The sequence below is a fragment of the Maridesulfovibrio salinus genome (genome assembly GCF_055394525.1).
In genome coordinates, this window is the sequence record NZ_AP042461.1 from 3257017 (window position 1) to 3275380 (window position 18364).

Sequence of the window (18364 nt, forward strand, 5' to 3'; positions counted from 1 at the left end):
TAACCAACTTATAGACGACTGGTCTACTAGCAGGAAAAGGAGATTGATAATGTACATGGTCAACCACAGCACCCGTGAAAATGCACAAAGCAAAGTTAAAGAATTTTATGATAAAATTCCTGAAGCTTTTGACATTCCGGCTCCACTGCTCATAGCTTCCGCCAGCCCGAAGCTTTTCGAACGGCATGCAAATATTCTGGAATACTTTGCAGGCCATGAGACTCTCGAACCGCATATGCTTGCCGCCATCCGCTATATTGTATCGAGCCTCAAAGGATTTCAGCCCTGCATTGATTTCAACTCCGGGCTTCTGACGGCTATGGGTATGGAGAGTGATGATGTCCGGTCGCTGAACAATTCCCCCATAGATTCCGCTTTTGAAAAAAAAGAGCTCATGCTGCTTGAATTTGTGAAAGACTCCATCGAGAATCCTAAAGCGGTCAACAGGAAGGACCTAGAGGATTTAAAAGCGGAAGGCTGGACTGAACAGGATCTTGTGGATGCTGTCTATCACGCTTCAGCGATGTTTATTGCCGGAAATCTGTCAGGAACTTTCACTGAATAGCGCAATAATAAATTTTGCCCTTTTCAGCTCATTTCAATAATCGGACATTTATGTTAATGATTGCCCGGATGTCGGTCGCGGCATCCGGGATTTTCATTTTTTTAAAGATAGACCCTCTGCCGGAGACACAGGCGGAGCGCGGGAAACTGTGTTTTCCCGAAAGGATTTACATGTCCCTATTCAAGGATGGGCGTTATGTGGCGCCCTTTAGGACTATAAAAATGGAAACATAAAATATGAGTTCAATTAGTTTTTGAGATTACTTTTATAGAATTAGCAACTCTATTTTCATCATATATTTCAGCAGTATAATATCTTTGATCTAAAGCGAATATCAATTTCTTCAAGTCTTCATTTGAAGTTAATTGAAATTTGCCATCTGCGACTTCAACACCTGAATTCTTCACTGCATAATCATGTAAGACTTCTTTTTTATTCTCATCCAACTCTGTGTATTTTTCTAAAATACTTGTAATCCTCTTTCTATTTGGCACATCGACTTTATCCGAACTATAATTATTTTTCATTTCAATAACATTTATAGACATAAATTCATTCACTTCAGCTTGAGTTGCTTCTCTTTGTAGGCTTCCTATGCCAGGAAAAATAGGTTTAACTCTAGCTAAATCTTTAAAATAAAGGATGTCGGTCGAAGACTGGTACACAGCGTCAGAAACATTCTTAATTTCGATGTGCTCCGGCTGCTCAACTATCGAAGGAGTTCCTGATATTGTCCATAATATTTTTTTGGACGAAATGTACAAAGAAGGTAGAATACGTTGAAAATACAAAGAGTTACTTTGCTTTATTACTAACACTTTTATTTTACAAAACTCATTAGTAGGTAGCTCCATGAGACTGGCGGTGCTATGACTGCTAGAGCACAAATCAATCGCAAAAGAACTTTCAGAAAAAGCTGAAATTTTGAACCACTCTTCCTCATCCAGCTTGTAATCATTAGTAAATTCAACTGAAGAGATTTGATTATCATCAAAAATAGGTATTATTTCTTCGGCTTGGCTTAAAATCTTTTTATATACACGCACTTTTCCAAGCACAAAATTCATAATCAAACCTCCATAAATGTGAAATCATTGATACGACTAGCTTCTATCCTTTGAAAATCATTGGGAGCTTTTAATTTTGTTTTAGTAATTAGAAGTACTTTGGCATTTTCATTTGTATATAAATAGTAAAAATTATAGCGAAACAACAAAAACATGGGATTGAAGTAATTTTCCGTAGATATAAATATCAATAGAGAAGACAGGCAGAACACAACTATAAGGGGACCTGTACTTTCTATACTAAGAGCAACAAAAAAAAGAGCTAAATAATTAACTAAGAAATTACTACTCGCAATTTCTATACTCTTCACATCCTTTACCTCATCACAACTCAGCAATCGACATAATCTTATCGATACATACGAACACAAAAGAGGTATCAAAAAATAAACAAACCAATTAAAATAGTCGAGCTTAACTAGGGAAACGTAGACGTTATACCACCAGTCTCCAATCATTTCTGGTTGAGGAATGACATAAATTCCTAATAAGTTTATATCCTTGTTAATTAAATAAATAATTAAAATAAAGACTGAAGTATTAAGAGTTAAAAATAATTTGAAAATAAAATTCATTTCTTTCACAATCTATCCTAGCTATAAAAACAAAATAACCACACGCATACTTATCTTTGTAATACTGAAAATAAAAAGTCAACATATAACGTTATAGATATATATCAACAAATACGCCTATTTTTTACAAACCAATTCACTTTTATAAATTCTTCAATTTTTGCCCTTTTCAGCTCATTTCAATAATCGGACATTTATGTTAATGATTGCCCGGATGTCGGTCGCGGCATCCGGGATTTTCATTTTTTTAAAGATAGACCCTCTGCCGGAGACACAGGCGGAGCGCGGGAAACTGTGTTTTCCCGAAAGGATTTACATGTCCCTATTCAAGGATGGGCGTTATGTGGCGCCCGGCAATATTGTGGAGTTCATGCACGGCAACCAGCCGCAGCTTGCTTTTGTAATGGAAGAACAGTCCGGCAAACTCAAGCTCTACACCATCAACAAGCGTGAAATGAAAATGCCTGCGGCACGAGTGCTGCCCTGGGTGGGACCACAATATTCCGCCGAAGCCACACGGCAGGAAATGCTTGATTACATGGTCACCCATCAGGAAAAAAGGGGTGAACTTCAGGCAGGTCTGGATACCATGGAAATCTGGGAACTGTCTCAGGGAGAACTGGAAAAAGCCCCCCTTGAGTGGTTTGCTGGGCTGATCTGGGAAGATCCGGACCCCGACAGGATTTCAGCGCTCGGCAGGGCTATGATCGCCGCCAAGACCCATTTCAAATATCAGCAGCCCGAATTTATCATCTATACCGCTGAGAAGGTTGAAGCCCGCCTCAGGCAGCAGGCTGAAGAAAAAGCCTACGAAGAAATTCTCAGTGCCGGGCAGGAGCTTTTCAAAAACATCTGGACTGCCCGCGAACAGGGGGCACAGATAACTGCCGACCGCATCCCGGACATGCCCGAAGACGTCAAGGACGGCCTGAAAAAACTGCTCATGGAGCGGATTTCCGGTAACGGGGACGAAAAATCCAACAAGATGTGGACAGTACTTAAAAAAGGTCTTCCGGATCATCCGCACCTTGCCCTTCTGCTGGCTCAGGGCTGGGGCATCCTTTACCCCCACCACAACTTTCTGCTTGATGAGGCTGATTACTCTTTTGACGACTCATGGGCTGAAGAGCACCGGGAAGCCATTGAAAAGCTCATCCGCTCCGTGGAGGAAAAGGCGGGCGATCCCCATCCGCTTCCCATGCGCAGCATTGACTCCGCCACTACCAAAGACATTGATGATGCTTTTAATCTCAAAAAGCGTGAAGACGGCGGTTATACACTGACCATTGCCCTTGCACGGCCCTGCATGGACTGGGAATTCGGCTCCCCGCTGGACCATGCAGTCATGAACCGCGGCACAAGCATCTATCTGCCTGAAGGAACCAGCCACATGCTCCCCGAAGCCCTCGGGATAGGCGCGTTCAGCCTTTTTTCCGGCGAAGTCCGCCCAGCTCTGATCACGACCTTCGAGCTGGATTCCTGCGGCAATCCCGATTCAATTATCCCGCATAACGGCTGGGTGAAAATAACAGACAACTCCACTTATCTCGCAGTTGAGCAGATGCTTGAAGACGGCACGGACGATGAGATGGCGCTGGCTTTCGAACTTTCCGAAAAGCTTCTGGCCAACCGTATCAAGGAAGGCGCTGTTGTTATCCGCAGACCAGAGCCTGAAATTTCCCTTGAGAACTGGCCCCAGCAGGCCAAAGTGGTGATGAGTGAGAAGGAAAAGACCACCCGGGCCGACCAGATCATCAGTGAATTCATGATTCTGGCCAACTCCGGCCTGGGCCGTTTTGCCGGGGAGAACGACTTCCCCCTGCTTTACCGCACACAGGATATCGTGCTTCCTTCCGATCTCAGCGGCATAGTAACCGAGCCGCATGAAATATATGAACGGGTCCGGCAGATGACTCCGCCCCAGATGGACACCCAGCCCAAAAAACACGCTACGCTTGCTGTTAAGGGCTACAGTCCCATAACATCACCCCTGAGACGCTACGCTGATTTTCTGAACATGGCCCAGCTCAGCCATTTCCTGATTGAAGGACAGCCCCGGTGGGATGTCGCCGAACTCAAGGAGCTTGCAGACTCACTGCAGCTGCGCTTGCAGTCGGTGCTGAAGATTCAGCGGTTCAGGCCTCGCTACTGGAAGCTGCTTTACCTGCTTCAGAACAAAAAGAAGTGGCAGCATTCCGTACTGGTGGACGCCAGCGGCCCGCTCGCGACTCTGGCCATGCCCGATATACAGATCAACGTGCGTGTTCCCAAGCCCATGCTCGGCGAGAAGCTTTATCCCGGACAGATGTTCCAGATCCGCTTCAACCGGATTGATCCACTTACAAACGAACTGCGGGTCGCGGAGGCTCTTGAGGAATAGCCGGGTCTTGCGGCTGAAATTTCAGACTGTTTTTTTGGCTGAATTTATCATATATGTAATCAGGTTTTTAAAGACAGTAACGACTTACATACATCGTTCAAGGCTTTATAACCGGACAGTAACCAATCAAATATACGCTCCCTGCAATGGCCGGCACTTCATTGATGCGGAAAAGAGGTGTCATACCCCTCTTGCGGGGACGGGAAACGGAAAAGACTGAAAGGAGTTAGCGCATGCTCTGGATATTCTGGCTGATTTTCGCATATTTCCTGGGTTCAATACCCTTCGGGCTCTTCATCGGTAAAATCTGTTGCGGAATCGATATCCGCAATGACGGCAGCAGGAGCACCGGCGCGACAAATGTTGCCCGCCTCTGCGGCTTCAAATACGGTGTCGCGGCTCTTGTACTTGATGTAGCCAAAGGATTCATTCCGGTGATCATGGCTTCACAGTACAGCCACAACTGGATTTTCATTTCACTGGTGGGCGCGGCCGCTATTCTGGGGCACGTCTTCTCAATGTTCATGGACATGAAAGGCGGCAAGGCCGTAGCCACAACCGTAGGGGTTTTCTTCGCCCTTGCCCCGGCTGCAATTCTCTATTCAATCATCTGCCTTTTTGCTGTTATCTACCTGTCCGGATTTGTTTCCATGGGTTCACTTACTCTGGCTGTAGTCCTTCCGGTCTTCTGCCTGATCACCGGCAAAATCGGCATGGTCCCTCTGGCCTGCGGTGTAACACTGCTCCTCTTCTGGACCCACCGCGCCAACATCCAGCGGCTTGCCAAAGGTGAGGAAATATCCTGGAAGAAAAAATAGTCGCTTGAAAGACAAAATTAAAAGCCCCCGTTTTTTCATGGAAAAACGGGGGCTTTTAATTATTCTGCAAAAATATTTTTATTTAAGCTTCATTTTCTTGGCTTTCTCAAAAGTATCTACAGTGATCATATTCAAGGTAAGGAGAGCCGAAAGCAGGTCCAGGTTCTTTTCATCCGCATACCTTTCAGCCTTCTGAAACTGTACGGATTCAATCTGTCCGGTGTCGATCATCCAATCTTTCAGTGATGTTTTGGGTGCGGCAGATTTTTCTTTAGCTGCTTTGTCTCCGTCCTTGAGTTCCTTTTGCAGCATTTCAAGATCCCTTTTAAGGGCACGGCGTTTCTCCCGAAGCTCCTTGAGCTCATCATTGAGAGCCTTTTCCTTTCCGTCAAGAGCTTCGTCTTTGGCTTCAAACCCGGAGATTATGGATTTGCAGGCCAGAACCGTAGCCACCGCTCCGACCGTTATCAATATCAGTGCTAATATCATGAAATATAAATTCCGGTATCAGGTTGAGCGGCATCAGCCGGAGAAACTGTCCAGTTCTTCAAAACGGGACTGGGTCGAAAGAATTTCCTTTTCCAACAGAGCTATCTCGGACCGTACCATATCCATGGATTTGCTCATATGTGCTTCTTTAAGTTCATACGCTTTTTTCCGCTGGACAAATTTCTCGTTCCTTGAAGAATATGTGGAGAAAACAATAAATGCGAACACCACAAAGGCAACTGCTATTGAAACCAGTTCGACCATAATCACATCCTTTTTTTACTTACTTGCGGGAGACTAAGTTATCCTTTCCGATTATTCAAGAAAAAATAAATGTTACAATAATGACACCATATTAAACCATATTTTATCGGACCTACTTTTTGAACTTTCTTGGAAGTACATGTTTAACTTTTCATTAAAGTAGGGTAATGTCTAAACCAAGGTATTAATTATATGTAAAATGATTCCAAAAGGACTTAAATGCAGACCTCAGATATATTTGAAGACGATGAACTGCTCTTTTCCGGAGAAGAATCAGAAGAAGAACTGGAGCCGGATCAGCTTACCCAGTGGAAAGTTCTTATTGTTGATGATGAACCGGACGTTCATTCCATGACCCGCATGGTTCTCGGAGACTTCTTTTTTGAAGGAAGAAGCCTCGAGTTTATTAGTGCCTACAGCGGGGAAGAATCACTGAAAATTATAAAGGAAGACCCTGAAATTGCAATAATTCTTCTTGATGTTGTCATGGAAACCAATACAGCGGGACTGGATGTAGCCCGCCAGATAAGGGAAGTCCTCAACAACCAGTTCATGCGGATTATCCTGCGGACAGGGCAACCCGGCTTCGCTCCTGAACAGAAGGTAATCACCGAACTGGATATAAACGACTACTGGCAGAAAGCGGAGATAACATCCCAGCGACTGTCCACTTCCATGACAACCGCCCTACGCTCCTACCGTGATCTGCTCAAAATAGAGAAGAACCGGACCAGCCTTGCCCAGCTTGCCATGTCAGTAGCCCACCAGATCCGCAATAGGACCATGACCATAAACGGATTCGCCAATCTGGCTTCCAAAAAAATTGAAGGCCAGCCTGACGCCCTCAAATATCTGGAAACAATCTCCGAGGAATCCGGGAGGTTGGAAGAAATAGTGGACAGCGTTTCAGAGTTCGCGGCAATAAGCTACTGTGATCATTCAGATACCGACCTGCGTAAAGTAGCTGAGGCAGCCGTTGAGACCGCACGGGACTATGCCCGGGAAATGGGCAAAAATGTTGAATTTGAAGTCTCGCTTGCGGATGCTGAGATCGATGCCAAGCCCGATCTTTTCCAGAAGACTCTAGAAGAAATTTTGATAAACGCGGTGTTTTTCTGCAATGAATCTTCTCCGCGTGTTCAGGTCGCAGCAAAAGCAACCCCCAACTCCTGCATCATTGACATCAGCGATAATGGTGACGGGGTAAGCGAGACTGACCTGCCATTTATTTTTGATCCATTTTTCACCAAAAGACCGGAAGCTGTGGGTATGGGACTGAGCATTGTGGACCGGATAGTCAGCGGATACAACTGGATGCTGCATGTCGGCCGCTCAGATGAAAATGGAGCTGTATTTTCTCTGAGAATACCAATGTAACTGTCTGTGATAATCAGAGTGAGGTAGTAAATGATAGCTGACGACAGACCATTTGACGATGATGAACTCCTGTTTGCCGAAGAAACCCCAGTTGAGGAAGAGGATTCTAAGCGGCCAACCAAAAGCTGGAAGATTCTCATCGTTGACGATGAAGAAGACGTGCACAGCACTACCCGCCTTGTTCTGGACGACTTTGAATTCGAAGGGGCCAGACTGGAATTTTTCAGTGCGTACACCGCTGAAGAAGCTCTGGAAATTATCAAGAATGACCATGACATTGCGGTTATACTGCTTGACGTTGTCATGGAAACCAACCACGCAGGCCTGGAGTTGGTCCGCATTATACGCGGTGAACTTAAAAACCGCAGGGTCAGGATAATCCTGCGTACAGGACAGCCCGGTCAGGCTCCGGAGCGCAAGGTGATACTTGAATATGATATCAACGATTACAAGCATAAGGCCGAACTGACAGCCCAGAGGCTATTCACTTCAGTGCTTTCCGCTCTCCGCTCGTATCGTGATATCCAGATCATTGAACAGAACCGCATGGGGCTTAAGCACATCATTGAAGCCTCAAGTAATCTTTTTCAGCAGAAATCAGTAAGCCGACTGGCTCAGGGGGTGCTGACTCAGGTCATTTCCCTGATGGGGCTGCGTGATTCCGTATACATGGAAGGAAACGGGGTCGCCGTCTCCAGCCCGGACAAGAAGGAAATGCAGATAATAGCCTCTACCGGAAAATATTCCTCCTGCACCAGTTCCGTTGACGAATGCAAGGAACTCACAGATGAAAGTAGAACTTTACTTGAAGAAGTATGCAAGATTGGACACGGCTGTTTCATGGGCAACAATTACATCGGATACCTGCCGACCAGATTGAAAGGATCGCATCTGCTTTTTGTTGAGGGCGGGCAAAGAAATTTCTGTGAACAGGATGAAGACCTGCTGCGTATTTTTTCTGACAATGTAGGTGTCGCCTTCGACAATATCTATCTGAATCAGGAAATTCTGGATACCCAGAAGGAAATAGTGAGAATGCTCGGTGAAGTTGTCGAGTTCCGGTCCAAGGAAACAGCATTTCACGTTATAAGAGTCTCCGAAATTGCCAGAATTCTGGGTATTGCCAGCGGTCTGGATCAGATGGAAGTGGATGAACTTTACTACGCCTCACCCATGCATGATGTGGGTAAAATAGGCATTCCCGACTCCATTCTTCTCAAGCCCGGCAAGCTCACTGAAGAAGAGCTCCAGGTAATGCGCACGCATACTGAAATAGGCTACAACATCCTGCGGGCCAGCAACCGCAAACTGCTCAAGACAGCGGCCACCATTGCCCACGAACACCACGAATACTGGGACGGTTCTGGCTACCCGCAAGGACTTAAAGGTGACCAGATAAGTATCGCGGGACGTATTCTCTGCGTAACGGACGTTTTCGACGCGCTTTGCAGCGAAAGAGTTTACAAGGAGGCATGGTCTGTTGACCAGGCACTGGAATATCTCAAGAAAAACCGTGAAACAATGTTCGACCCCGATCTGGTGGATCTGTTCTTCGATAATCTGGACAAGATTATGGAAGTCCGCAAAAAGTATCAGGACCAGTAAAAACAAGACTTCATGATAAACCCCGCCGCATCAGCATGATACGGCGGGGTTCGTTTTTGCCTGCACAATCATCCGGGAACTAGAATTCGGTCTTGTAGGTCTGCCCCCGGTGCACGTGGTACTTGAGATCGTAAGCACGTTTAAGATGCAGCACAAGTTGTTCAACTGTATTGTCATCCATGCGCTGCACCCAGACAAACACCCTGCGCTGACCGGGATCAACCCTCTCGTAGGATGTGAAAACAGTTGAAAGCCTTACGCCGCGCGCCCATAAATCACTGAGCAGTTCCTCCAGTGCGGAGGCTGTATCCTCAAGTACGAAAGCAAACTGTGAACTGCCCTTGCCAACGCCGGTGACGGTGGTCAGAAAACGGTAGATGTCCACCTCGGTAACAATCCCGGCCAGACCGTAATCATCAACAACAGGCAATCCGCCGATCTTGTTTTCAAGCAGCAGTTCGGCGGCCACTTCCATACATGTTTCCGGAGCCACAACTATCGGATCGTGGGTCATGATATCCTTGACCTTAAGAGCAAGGAGCCCTTCACCCTGAGCTTTGGCTGTGTCACCGGGCAGAAATTTGGACGGCATGGCATCACGCACATCACGGTCCGAGACAATACCGGCAACAAGCCCGGAGGGCTCCACTACCGGAATCTGTCTTATTCCCGCGTCGCGCATCATTTCCATGGCCTCGAAAACAGGTGCCCCCGGAAGAATGGTGAACACCTCTTCGGTCATCCAGTCCCCTACTAACATACAAAACTCCTGAAATTCATCATCTAGATATTTCTGATAATTTTCACTTAACACGGCTGGAAAGCATACACAGCGGCAGAGTTACTCTCACTGAATCTCTGCTACAACTTCCGTCCGTAAGCGAGAAAGACCATGTAAGTGGCCTTGATTCCCGCTTCTCCCCTGTATAATCTCTCATATTCTTCAACAAACCGAAGGTATTTTTTCTTGCCCCAGGAGATATTACCGCTGGAAGCAACCGCCCCGGTCATCTTGTGCTTTTTAAGAAAAGCCTTCACTGAAGGAAAACAGATTTCATGGGCAGCCTCGGCAAAACTGACCTCAAGACCTTCAATTGAAGAGAAAATATCACGGTAGAAAGAATCATCTTTCAATTCCTTTACCGACCCGAATCCCGTCCTTTCGCTGACATCGGCAAGTTCCCGCAGTGTCCCCCGGCTGAAAATGGCTATGCTGAAACTTCCGCCGGGTTTCAAAGTTCTGAAGCTTTCAGCAATGGATTTTTCGGGATCACTGAACCACTGCATGGCCGAAGAACTTACCAGAAGATCAAAGCTGTTCTCAGCAAAAGGCAGGAGTTCACCGTCTGCAGCCACCAGCGAAGCATTGCCCACCTTGCGCTGCTCAAGCAGCATAGGTCTTACAAGGTCGAGTGAAACATACTCACCGAAACCTATCCGCTTTTCAAGCTCGCCATGCAGGAAGCCCACACCGGAACCTATATCAAGCACCCTCGAATAATCACCCGCAGGGCACAATGCGGCACAACGGGCCGCGACCTCACGCTGGACCGAAGCAGCATCGCTGTAACTTGCGGCGGCCTTGCCGAAACACTGGCGGATTCTTTCTTTGTTACAATTCATTAATATTTTAATGCGCTTAACGTTTATTGTGATTCCCTTCCCTCCGGATGTATGGAAACTTCGAAGGGATTTAAAATCCAAAGCTCTTCAGAATGCTTAGATCTGCAAAGATATAAATTGAGTCAACGAACAAACCAGCAAAGCCCGGCTGAAGATTAAGTATAAAAGAGAAACCTGTTTTTTAAAATTTAACCAAAAACGATTCTGTTATGTACCGGCCTGTCGACTCTACAAAAAACAGCTTCAGGCAATCATTCATTGTTTATAATACGCAGCAGAAAGTCTTCCGGGACCTTGTGACCGCAATCGAGTTCAATAATATCAGTTCCGGTAACGGTTTCCATTACCCGCTTGAAAGCTTTTTTTCTTACAATTCTGTCCTTCTTCCCATGAACGATAGTAAGATTACTGAAATCCGGCGGAACAGCATTTTCTATTTTGGAAGTGATAAGAAACTCCAGTCCCCTGACAAGTTCCGGGATTCTTGAAACCTGAAAATCCAGTTCCAGTTCCTCACCGCAATTTACATGAAATGAAGAAACAACTTCAGCCGGATCATCATCCATGCCCGCAATCATGTTCCGCAGGAGCCTTTCAGGGAATGAATCCGTAAATGCCATAAAAGGAGCGACCAGAACAACCCGCCTGAACTTCGAAAAAAGGTGCGGGCATTCTTTGAGCAAAATATGAGCCCCGGTGGACCAGCCCACCAGAACATCCCCGCCTTCTTCAAGCATGGGGGACAAGTCTCCGGGCTCAAAATCCTTGAAAGGGACCAGAAAACGGGACTGCCCGGAAATCAACGGGTATTGGGCAGAATCTCCGGCCCATCCGGTAACAAAAATCATTTCCACAGGGCGGCCTCCTTTTGCAGAACGCCAAAAGCCTTTCTTATCCGCTCAAGGTCGGCTTCCTCAAAATCAGCCCGGAGTGACAGTCGCAGTCTTGCCGTTCCCGGTGGGACAGTCGGCGGACGTATGGCGGCAACATAGAGCCCCTCGACCATCAACAGTTTCTGAGCCTGAAGAGCCTTATCGTTATCACCGAGAATTACCGGGATGATCTGGCTTTGCGAATCGCCGCAGTCAAATCCCAGCGATTCAAGAAATTCCTTGAGCTCAGCGCTCATTTTCAAAAGCCTTTCACCGCGTGAAGGTTCGGAAACCACCAGACGCAATCCCGCGAGTGCGGCTCCGATAACAGCCGGAGGCAGCGCGGTGCTGAAGACAAAAGAACGACCCTTGTTACGCAGATAGGAAATAAGATCGCTGCTGCCGGATACAGCCCCGCCAAGTGAACCGAAAGCCTTGGAGAATGCTCCCATATGCAGGTCGATCCTGTCAGCGATCCCCCTTTCCCGGCATAACCCTCGACCGCCGCCGAAAACGCCTTCGGCATGGGCCTCGTCCACCACCAGCATTACATCGTTTCGGTCGCAGAGTTCCGCAACACGCTCCATGAGAGCGAGGTCGCCATCCATACTGAAAATCGTGTCCGTGATCAGAATTTTGTTTTCAACGGAACTGAACGCCGCCAGACGTTTTTCAAGGTGCTCGGGATCATTATGCCTGTAGCGGACCTGCTTTGCACCGGACATCCTGATTCCGTCAAGGATACTGGCGTGGTTCAGCTTGTCGGAGAAAACGACGCTTTTCCTGTCAGCAAAAGCGTCCATTATGGCGAGGTTGGCAGCATAGCCGGAGCTGAAAAGCATGGCTTCCCCGTAACCGTGAAAGTCTGCGAGTTCCTGCTCCAACTCATCATAAAGCCTGAAATTTCCGGTAACCAGACGTGACGCGGCAGCTCCGCAGCCGTACTCCTTCACAGCATCCCGGGCAGCATCCTTAAGACTTTGTTCTCCCGCAAAACCGAGATAGTCGTTGGAGGCGAGATTGAGAAGCGGTTTGCCTTTGAAAGAGAGGACCTTATCCGCACCATTCTCAACCGGCGGCACGGTACGAAGGGCCGAAGCGGATTGAAGTTCGCTGAGTTCGCCTTCTATGCGGCGGTATATACTTTTCGGGGCCATATAAAACGAATTCCGGCATTCCTGGCTGGTCAGGGAAGTATTAAAAGATAATCGGATATAAGCTCAAAATATGAAAGAAAGAAGGTAAAACTCATAAGCCGGAATAGCAACCATGATTTTACTTAAAAAAAAAGCTCTAATTTATCAGGACAAAGCAGATAGGGTGTGATAAAGAAACAAAGATTAATAACAATATACTTTTCTATTGTAGGTTAATCTCGATTATGCCCATGATATCATTTGTGTAAATTCATTGTAGGGGAGGATGCCATGAATTTGAAAAATGTATTCGGACTTTTATCAGCGACAATAGGACTTTCACTGCTTGTGGCCTGCTATCTTGACAACAATACTTCTTTTCCCGCCGCCCCTGACTATTCCAATGACAGGTACTGGTCCATCAAGGATGAACCGACCCAAAAAATAGACGTTTTCTTCGTACACCCCACCACATACGGTCCGCCCGCCAATGACAAAATGGTCGCCGATCTTGATAACGAAGAGCTTAACATGGTCACTGACCGTGATACGGTGCAATGGATAACCGAAGCATTCAAGGACAGCTGCAATATTTTCGCACCGCGCTACCGTCAGGTGAACATAGAAGTCATGAAGATGGATGATAAACACAAGAAAGAATATATGTCCGCGGGCATCAGCGACATTGAAAACGCTTTCAGGTATTATCTGGCCAATTTGAACAAGGGCCGCCCTTTTATCATTGCCAGCCACAGTCAGGGATCAAACATTCTGCAGGAAGTTCTTATCAAGAATCCGGATCTGCTGGATAAATCAAAACTGGTGGCAGCATATATGCCCGGCTGGACTTTTACTGACAGCGATCTGGAAAAAATGAACCTGCCCCTTGGTGAAAGCCCCGACCAGACCGGATGCCTGCTGACCTGGAATACCATCGGTCCCGGAGGGATATCCCCCACCGTCATGAAAGGAGCCCGCTGTGTGAATCCCCTTTCATGGACTACGGACATGGAGGAATATCCGGCATCAATGAACAGGATGGCAAGAATCTTTCTGGCTCCCGGAAGACAGCTTCAGATTGCGGGGTTCACTGCCGCGCGTATCAACAGTCAAGGCGCGCTTGAAATACCTCCACCCAGACAGGATGTTGCGGTGCTGCTGAGTATGTCTCTTGGCGAACAGGTCTACCATCGTTATGATTACGACTTCTTTTTCGGAAATGTTAAGGAAAATGTAGAATTACGCTGCAAGGCATTTATGGAAAAGCAATAGACTGATTCTATTTGAGTTACTGCCGAATGCGGACAGTTGGAGAGGTTGGCCCCTACGGACCAACCTCTTTTTATTATTTCAATATTTCTTCCACAAGTTCCCGTCCGAGAAGGGACTCGAACACATGCCGGTAATCTGCCGGGGTGGCCCCGCCATCAATCATAACCCTGCGGCAAGCCAGTCTGGTTTCACTGCTTATCTGGGTAAGATCAAAATCATCGGAAGTCCGCTTGGCCGGGACTTCACGGTGAATTGAATACCCGTTCCCCTCTTCCACTAAATGTTTGTAATCGGCCATCAGACATTCTCCTTAATGTAGATTTTACCGGACTTGAAACGCATTTCAGAAGGTCCGTTAACCGCCATCGCCAAACGCTTGAGATTCGGATCCTGTTCCAGAGTTATCATATCGGATGTGATCTTGAGCTCTTCGCCTGCCACCTGAGCGGCCAGTGATGCAGGGCTCAAATTACAGCGGTCCGGTATAATTACCGTTTCCGTTCCGGTGGGAGCCTGAGCAAGAGGGGTCACGAGGGTTGCGGTTGTGGTGTATAGACTTCCTGCAAACCGATACCCGACATTTGAGGTATATTGATAAAGGGTAAACGCCCCTGTCGACCCTAATGCATCAGATGCAAAGTCTTCACACAACCATCCACTGAACGGGTCCGTTGCTTCTGGCCATGTTATACGACCTTCATTAGCACCACTGGGAACCCCCGCACCTACATAGTAGTCCCCCGTTTGAGGAACAGTGAAAGGAGATTCAAGAGGCTGCCACTCTTCACCAGTAGAGAAAGCATGAGATGCGGTTCTTGCAACAATCTCAAGGTTATCTCCACTCAGCTTTTTAAAGATGCACAAACGATAAGGAACAGTGTTTTCGCTATCTGTCCATATGCCAAGCTCGCTTATGGTTTTTCCATTCGGGACTTTTACCCTGTTATTGACATAGTATTTGTGAACGTATCCATATGAATAAAAGTCTCGGGCAGGTGTAACACCTTCAGTAATCTGGGTAGTGTTTTCTGCAACCGCCGATAATTCATGCCTGCCCCCGTCAATTTCGATATCATTGTGAAGCCCACCACTGACAAATATTCTATCTTTGATGGATTCAGAGGACTCGAATACGAGGGTTGAGGCTGTTGACTCTGCTTTTGGAAAAACAGAGAACTGACCGATAGACTTATACTCTGGCCTTTCAGCGTCCATGCAGTTTATCCTTATTCCATAGCAATTTTCCTGTAATGCTGAGAGAGTAAACTTTCGTTTCTCTTCCTGACTCCAATTTGCCAAGCCGGATTGATAGTCGACTTGCATCCACGTTGAGCCATCATAAGTTTCTACACTAAATTCGGTAGGTGTACCTTTGTAATCAACCGAATTAAGATTGATAGCTTGTATCTCATATTCATAGATATCAACTGGAGAGTCGAACAGACATGTTAGAGTCTGGGGAGAAAGAGAGTTGTCCGCAATCCATCCCCAATTCGGATGATCGTGAGCGCCTGCAAGCCAAGCAACATAATCCTGCGACAAGATACTTGAGGCAGTTATTGTGCATCCTTGTGTAGTTGCAGCATTCATGTCAGGAATTACGTTTTGTACCTTCTTTAGAGACAAAGGCACTTCCGGCCCAAGGTACTCACCAGCTATCCCCGCACCAAGTTTTAGCGCAATGTCAGACTTCTTTGCTGCCGCTGTGGGAACCTGTGTCAAGTTCTCGTGGGTGAGGTCTACGGAGTAAATAGTGGATACCTCGTTTGTTAGCTTCTGAACCTCTTCGCTAGTCAAAGACCTGTTGAAGAAACGAAGTTGGTCGTAGTACATAGCTGCGTTACCCGCCCCGTATCCAAACTTATACAAGGGGATGGTGGCTGTTGTGCCGTATGTCGCCTTAGACGCTACCTCATTGCCATCAATGTAGACTTTCAGTCCGTTGGTTTTGTCTCCTGTGATTACCAGATGATGATCTGTTCCATCATCAACTAGGGCTGTATCAAACGTAAGAGAATCACCAAACAACTCAACATAAGCATCTGGATTAACCCATAGACCTACATAGCTATTAGCGTCAGCAAAGTTCATAACAGAACTCTTGGTGTCGCCCTTAGCTGTGTTAATATACCAACTTATAGCAAAGTTATTGAAGTCAACGGTTATCCCGTAATCCTGTGAAGTAGTTGGGCCTATGACCGCACCTTCCCCATACTTTCCCGGCTCCCATCTAACGACCCCTGAGGAAATCGTATCCCCATTAGGGCCAAGGCTCGGGCAGTTACCATCGTTATTCATTTGATAGGTAGCAAGGCAGGAATCGTCACCAAAAGGTTGCTGCTCGGAAACAGTATTTATCACCTCCTCGGCCACTACTCCCGCAATAACTTCCTTTTCAGGCAACTTAAGTTTCTCGCCTTGAACAACCTCATCCTGAGTTTTCAAGGTTGTGACTGATTGTGTGCCAGTCAGAGCCAAAGGCCGCCAGAGCGGATTCCTGAACACCTTTGTCGGAGTTGCGGGGAGTGCTGTACTTATGGTTGCGGCGTAGTCAGTGACACCCGGAACTGTGTACTCAAAATCAGTGCTCATCGTTGTTTGTGTCGCTATGAAAGATCCACTGTTGCCTGCACTGAAACCTGTCGCGTTCGAAACAGCACCCGCCCTTGAAACACCGCCGTACATACTCATACTGGCAGTGGTGACGCCGAAATAATAAGTACCTCCATCGTCCGGCACTTTATAGTCGCAAGGGACAAAACCCGTAGTTGGTGTGAATGCCTTACGATAAACGCAAGTATAATTATCCCCTCCATCATGACGGAACACACACCATGCCGGGACGGAAACAGCTCCGGTATTAAAGTTACCTCTTGCTCTTGTTAATGTCGCATTTGCCGGAAGAGGGTTCTCCGTGTCTATATGCGTGTAATAGGAAATACCGGAACCACTTCCCCAGTATTCCTTTAAGGTTGTCGCCCCTGCGGTTTGGTTTTCCGCGACACTCTCTACACTTGTCTCCCCCTGATCGGTAATAAGAAACTCATTCACTGCTACAGGTTCAGCCAGTTGGAGAACATCCGCTGTTGTTCCTGCGAGTACAGCAATTTCGCTTCCGGTATAGGTGATTTCCATAAGCGCGGAAGCCACCTGATTGGTGTTTTCCGCTGCTACAGAGCGGGCCGGTGGCTGAATACCTTCCTGATCAGGATCTTTATCCCATCCGGCACAGCTGTCGGCAAAGACCACTGTCGGCCCGTCCTGAACAGCCACCTTCCTCACCAGCACGGTATGACGGGCCAGCTCGGAATGGAATTCGCCCCGTTTTCTGCGCAGCACCTCTATGGAACGGTTTGCGTCCGCATCAACATTACCGAGCTGCCAGCTAATTTCGCCCCCGGCAATGGACACGGAACCGAAACCTGAAACATCAATGTCGTAACTGGTTACCGGATCCTCCTGATAATCCGTAATCTGTATTGATATGGCGGTTCCCTCGGCTGCTTCCACAGGACCGGAGAGAACAGGTGTGGGACTGCGCAACGCCGCCACATCCCCGAGGGCGATCTCACGGGCGGCGTCACGGGCGGCCTGCGCTTCATCCCTTGCCGCCTCAGCTCCCGAACGGGCATCCTGAGCACCTGATTCTGCCCTGCATGCCCCGTTTTCAGCTTCAACCGCTCCCGCTCTGGCCGCTTCAGCCGTTTCCATGGACTCTGAAACGCTGTCACGGGTCTGCCTGACGGAACGCATGAATTCCTGCGGTGAAAGCTGCTCCTCAAGCGGAGTCGATATGTCATACTTGAGTGCGCGGTCGACCTGTTCCTGCAACTGCTGGTCACGCATAACGCCGCGGTCAAAAGCCTCGTTAAGCAGTGAAGCGGAAAAGGGATCGTTATCCACCAGTTCCAGTTCCTGTGAATAAGGAATCTCCCGGTAAAGGGTGATGGTTTCCCCTTCAGAGAGGGGACTGCCTGAAACCGGATAACTTACTCTCCCCCCGGAATCGCTGCCCACTCCGGACACGATCAGAAAATCACTTCCAAGATTCAGTTTCCGCTCTTCACCGGAACTGCTGCGCAAAACAGCGCACAGGTCATCCTCCCGAAAGATTCGGAAATTGAAATCAAAGGAAGTCTGAACACCGTCCCCGGCAAAGGTTATGGTGTTCCCACTTGAAACAACTGTCATAAAAATCTCCTTTTATTGATTAATACTAGTTCAGCTCCTGCCTTTGATTCCAACTGTAAAAAAAAGGGCGGACATAGTTCATAGAACTCAGGTCCGCCCTTGCAAAAAAATGCAGTTTTTTCGAGTGCTG

15 protein-coding genes are annotated in these 18364 nt (G+C 47.3%); 6 read left to right on the plus strand and 9 right to left on the minus strand.

The genetic code is table 11. The annotated features are described in order from the left end of the window. The first annotated feature begins 49 nt into the window (after nucleotides 1-49). On the plus strand, nucleotides 50-565 hold the full coding sequence (locus ACZ5PW_RS14795) for a carboxymuconolactone decarboxylase family protein (protein ID WP_464555078.1): 516 nt from the start codon (nucleotides 50-52) through the stop codon (nucleotides 563-565). A 242-nt stretch (nucleotides 566-807) separates the two neighbouring features. On the opposite strand, the gene ACZ5PW_RS14800 is transcribed toward ACZ5PW_RS14795, so the two are convergent. Further along, nucleotides 808-1632: a hypothetical protein gene (locus ACZ5PW_RS14800; protein ID WP_464555081.1), complete on the minus strand. Its 825-nt coding sequence runs from the start codon at nucleotides 1630-1632 to the stop codon at nucleotides 808-810. 891 nt (nucleotides 1633-2523) lie between these two features. Between ACZ5PW_RS14800 and ACZ5PW_RS14805 the strand changes: the two genes are divergently transcribed. Both ACZ5PW_RS14805 and plsY read left to right on the plus strand, forming a co-directional pair. Continuing rightward, a complete protein-coding gene (locus tag ACZ5PW_RS14805) occupies nucleotides 2524-4587 on the plus strand; it encodes a ribonuclease catalytic domain-containing protein (protein WP_464555084.1) in 2064 nt (687 codons plus the stop codon). A gap of 233 nt (nucleotides 4588-4820) precedes the next feature. After that, nucleotides 4821-5405, plus strand: coding sequence for a glycerol-3-phosphate 1-O-acyltransferase PlsY (gene plsY, locus ACZ5PW_RS14810; RefSeq protein WP_464555086.1), 585 nt, complete (start codon nucleotides 4821-4823; stop codon nucleotides 5403-5405). A 78-nt stretch (nucleotides 5406-5483) separates the two neighbouring features. Here plsY and ACZ5PW_RS14815 read toward each other — a convergent pair whose 3' ends face one another. Both ACZ5PW_RS14815 and ACZ5PW_RS14820 read right to left on the minus strand, forming a co-directional pair. After that, complete coding sequence (locus ACZ5PW_RS14815) at nucleotides 5484-5894, minus strand: hypothetical protein (protein WP_464555088.1); 411 nt, start codon at nucleotides 5892-5894, stop codon at nucleotides 5484-5486. A gap of 33 nt (nucleotides 5895-5927) precedes the next feature. After that, on the minus strand, nucleotides 5928-6158 hold the full coding sequence (locus ACZ5PW_RS14820) for a hypothetical protein (RefSeq protein WP_464555090.1): 231 nt from the start codon (nucleotides 6156-6158) through the stop codon (nucleotides 5928-5930). A 219-nt stretch (nucleotides 6159-6377) separates the two neighbouring features. Here ACZ5PW_RS14820 and ACZ5PW_RS14825 point away from each other — a divergent pair, with 219 nt between their 5' ends. Next, on the plus strand, nucleotides 6378-7535 hold the full coding sequence (locus ACZ5PW_RS14825) for an ATP-binding response regulator (protein WP_464555092.1): 1158 nt from the start codon (nucleotides 6378-6380) through the stop codon (nucleotides 7533-7535). Between the two features lie 30 nt (nucleotides 7536-7565). After that, nucleotides 7566-9140, plus strand: a complete 1575-nt coding sequence (locus tag ACZ5PW_RS14830; protein ID WP_464555093.1) for a DUF3369 domain-containing protein — start codon at nucleotides 7566-7568, stop codon at nucleotides 9138-9140. A 79-nt stretch (nucleotides 9141-9219) separates the two neighbouring features. Here ACZ5PW_RS14830 and ACZ5PW_RS14835 read toward each other — a convergent pair whose 3' ends face one another. The 4 genes from ACZ5PW_RS14835 to ACZ5PW_RS14850 form a co-directional block, all read right to left on the minus strand. Further along, a complete protein-coding gene (locus ACZ5PW_RS14835) occupies nucleotides 9220-9900 on the minus strand; it encodes a CBS domain-containing protein (RefSeq protein ID WP_464555095.1) in 681 nt (226 codons plus the stop codon). 101 nt (nucleotides 9901-10001) lie between these two features. Beyond that, nucleotides 10002-10763, minus strand: coding sequence for a methyltransferase domain-containing protein (locus ACZ5PW_RS14840; protein ID WP_464555098.1), 762 nt, complete (start codon nucleotides 10761-10763; stop codon nucleotides 10002-10004). 251 nt (nucleotides 10764-11014) lie between these two features. Further along, the gene (locus tag ACZ5PW_RS14845) at nucleotides 11015-11611 is read right to left on the minus strand and encodes an alpha/beta hydrolase (protein ID WP_464560429.1); all 597 of its coding nucleotides are present in this window, start codon (nucleotides 11609-11611) and stop codon (nucleotides 11015-11017) included. Further along, on the minus strand, nucleotides 11608-12792 hold the full coding sequence (locus ACZ5PW_RS14850; protein WP_464555100.1) for an aminotransferase class I/II-fold pyridoxal phosphate-dependent enzyme: 1185 nt from the start codon (nucleotides 12790-12792) through the stop codon (nucleotides 11608-11610). Before ACZ5PW_RS14850 ends, ACZ5PW_RS14845 begins: the two co-directional genes overlap by 4 nt. Before the next feature lie 270 nt (nucleotides 12793-13062). On the opposite strand from ACZ5PW_RS14850, the gene ACZ5PW_RS14855 reads away from it, so the two are divergent. Continuing rightward, complete coding sequence (locus ACZ5PW_RS14855) at nucleotides 13063-14043, plus strand: DUF3089 domain-containing protein (RefSeq protein WP_464555102.1); 981 nt, start codon at nucleotides 13063-13065, stop codon at nucleotides 14041-14043. 73 nt (nucleotides 14044-14116) lie between these two features. On the opposite strand, the gene ACZ5PW_RS14860 is transcribed toward ACZ5PW_RS14855, so the two are convergent. Continuing rightward, a complete protein-coding gene (locus tag ACZ5PW_RS14860; protein ID WP_464555104.1) occupies nucleotides 14117-14341 on the minus strand; it encodes a hypothetical protein in 225 nt (74 codons plus the stop codon). Next, nucleotides 14341-18234 (minus strand): LamG-like jellyroll fold domain-containing protein, encoded by a 3894-nt coding sequence (locus ACZ5PW_RS14865; RefSeq protein WP_464555107.1) that lies wholly within the window; start codon nucleotides 18232-18234, stop codon nucleotides 14341-14343. The genes ACZ5PW_RS14860 and ACZ5PW_RS14865 overlap by 1 nt, the downstream gene beginning before the upstream one ends. Between the last annotated feature and the right edge of the window lie 130 nt (nucleotides 18235-18364).